Raw genomic sequence first — 704 nt, 5'->3', positions numbered from 1 at the left:
GGTTCTAACTCTTATTGTTATTCCTCAGTGTACATTACAGCTTGTGGGTGATTAAAGGGAACCTATGGAAAGGCATATCTCTATTCGATTCCCTAGTAGGAAGGAGGGTAGTTACACTGAGTATGCTTACTTGAAGAGATAAGGAGAAACCTAGGTATAAAACCTAGGTATAAAAAAGCCCTTACATGCCAGCTATCATGCTGATATATAAGGGCTTTTTCATATGGCGGAGGGACAGGGATTCGAACCCTGGGTGCCTCTCGACACGCCGGTTTTCAAGACCGGTGCTTTCGACCACTCAGCCATCCCTCCTGAAGTCTTTTTGGGTGGCCCCAGTATCAGGATTTACTGGGGTTCACCTTGAGGCAAGCCCTCAAAAAGTGCGGGAGATTATACCTTGGTTTCATTTGCACACAAGGGCGAAACCCAACGAATTTATCTCCTGCTTACTATGTATTATCTCGTCACTTTTTATTCTATTTAATCTCTGATTCTGTTGTTTTTTTTCGCTTTTAAGTCTTGCGTTGTTGGCGAGGGTCGTTGCTGGGACGAGTGTGCTGAGACGATTCGACGGCAACTGGTGATGGCAGCGATGTGTTTAACGGTTGTGACGGTACTTGTGTGCGAGTATCGGTAACAATAGATACTTTACCTATAGGCTTCGGTTTATTTCTTGGGTCATTGCTGGCACGAGCAGAAGTAGG

1 tRNA gene is annotated in these 704 nt (G+C 45.0%); it reads right to left on the bottom strand.

The features are described from left to right. Positions 1 to 224: 224 nt before the first annotated feature. Positions 225 to 312 (bottom strand) — tRNA-Ser (locus tag V7756_RS18950). Positions 313 to 704 lie beyond the last annotated feature (392 nt).

The organism is Halopseudomonas sp., from assembly GCF_036961105.1.
In the GTDB taxonomy this organism is placed as follows: domain Bacteria; phylum Pseudomonadota; class Gammaproteobacteria; order Pseudomonadales; family Pseudomonadaceae; genus Halopseudomonas.
This window is presented reverse-complemented; position numbering and strand designations above follow the sequence as displayed.